Origin of the sequence: Sphingobium scionense (genome assembly GCF_014197035.1) — a bacterium.
In the GTDB taxonomy this organism is placed as follows: Bacteria; Pseudomonadota; Alphaproteobacteria; order Sphingomonadales; family Sphingomonadaceae; genus Sphingobium; species Sphingobium scionense.
On the sequence record NZ_JACIEU010000088.1, the window covers coordinates 1 to 1,646 of the forward strand.

General features: G+C 65.7%; 2 protein-coding genes. Both read right to left on the reverse strand.

From position 1 onward, the window contains the following. The coding region (locus tag GGQ90_RS28845; RefSeq protein WP_188084650.1) for an IS91 family transposase at window positions 1-612 on the reverse strand (612 nt) is incomplete at its 3' end. Between the two features lie 4 nt (window positions 613-616). After that, window positions 617-1,522: a tyrosine-type recombinase/integrase gene (locus GGQ90_RS28850; RefSeq protein WP_026109561.1), complete on the reverse strand. Its 906-nt coding sequence runs from the start codon at window positions 1,520-1,522 to the stop codon at window positions 617-619. Window positions 1,523-1,646 lie beyond the last annotated feature (124 nt).

Consider the following 1,646-nt stretch of genomic DNA (forward strand, 5'->3'; position numbering starts at 1 on the left):
CAACAGGCGAGTGAGGAACAGACGGCGGAACAAGGCGCCCAGCACGCGCACCGGCAGCAGGAATGCGGGGCGCGACGACATCCAGCGCGTGCCGTCGAGCGCGATGCCACCGCCAGGCACGATCATGTGCACGTGCGGATGGTGGGTCAGTGCCGATCCCCATGTGTGCAGCACGGCGGTGATGCCGATCCGCGCGCCAAGGTGCTTGGGATCGGCGGCGATGATCAGCATCGTGTCCGCGGTTGTGCGGAACAGCAGGTCATAGACCACCGCCTTGTTCTGGAAGGCGATGTCTGCGACCTCGTTAGGCAGGGTGAACACGACGTGGAAGTAGCCAACCGGCAACAGGTCGGCCTCGCGCGCGGCCAGCCAGGTGCGCGCGGCGGCGCCTTGGCACTTGGGGCAGTGTCGGTTGCGACACGAGTTGTAGGCGACCCGCCAGTGCCCGCAGTCTTCGCAGGCCTCGACGTGACCGCCCAGCGCGGCGGTGCGGCAGTTCTCGATGGCCGCCATGACCTTGAGCTGGCCGAGGCTGAGATGCCCGGCATGGGCCGCGCGATAGGCCGGCCCGCTGCTCCGGAAGATATCGGCGACCTCGAGTGAGGTGCGCACCGGCTCAACCGGGAGGTGCCCTGCCTTCCATCACGGCCATGATCTGGTCGAGCGGGCTGGCCACCGCCCGCATCGTCTTGCTCGAGACCTGGGTATAGATGCCGGTCGTGTTGATGTTCACGTGTCCCAGCAGCACCTGGATGACCCGGATATCGACGCCTTGCTCGAGCAGGTGAGTGGCAAACGAGTGGCGCAGTGTATGCGGGCTTACCCGCTTGTGGATCTCGGCGCGCTCGGCCGCTTCCTGCACGACGCGGTGCAACTGGCGAGCCGAGACCGGATCCGTGCCGCTGCGGCCGGGGAACAACCAGCCATGAGGTAGCATCACTCCGCGCCGCTTGCCTTCGCGCCACCATTGACGGAGCAAGTCCAGCAGGTGCGGTGAGAGCATGGCGTTGCGGTCCTTGCGTCCCTTGCCCTGCTCGACGCGGATCATCATCCGGGTGCTGTCGATGTCATCGACCTTGAGGTGGGCAACCTCCGAAACCCGCAGGCCGGCGCCATATGCCACACTGAGGGCCGCCTTGTACTTGATGCCTGGCGCAGCCTCGAGCAGCCGCGCTGTCTCCTCGATGCTCAAGATCACACGCAGCTTGGGCATGTAGCGAACAACGACGAGCCCCAGCGCCATCTCCGGGCGCTTCAGGGTGATCCCGAACAGGAACCGCAGTGCCGACACGGCTCCATTGATCGTGGCCAGCCCCACGGCGCGCTCGTGCTGGTCGACCTGATAACGCCGCAGGTCTTCCATTGTGGCCGTATCCGGCGGACGGCCCAGGAACGCGGCGAAGCTTCGGACATGCCGGATATAGTCCTTCTGCGTGTGCGCCCCGAAGCCACGCATCGTCATGTCCTGCAACATACGCTCACGCAGCGAATGGGTCGGGGCAGCGGTCGTGATAGTATCCATGGTAAGTTCCTCTCCGTTGAAGGAACTCCACCGTCGGCGGGCGACGCCGCCCCGCCGAAAGCCTCACAAATACTACGCTACGTCACCCCAAGCGACCCTCCCGCGGAGCGGGTTCGTGCTTTGG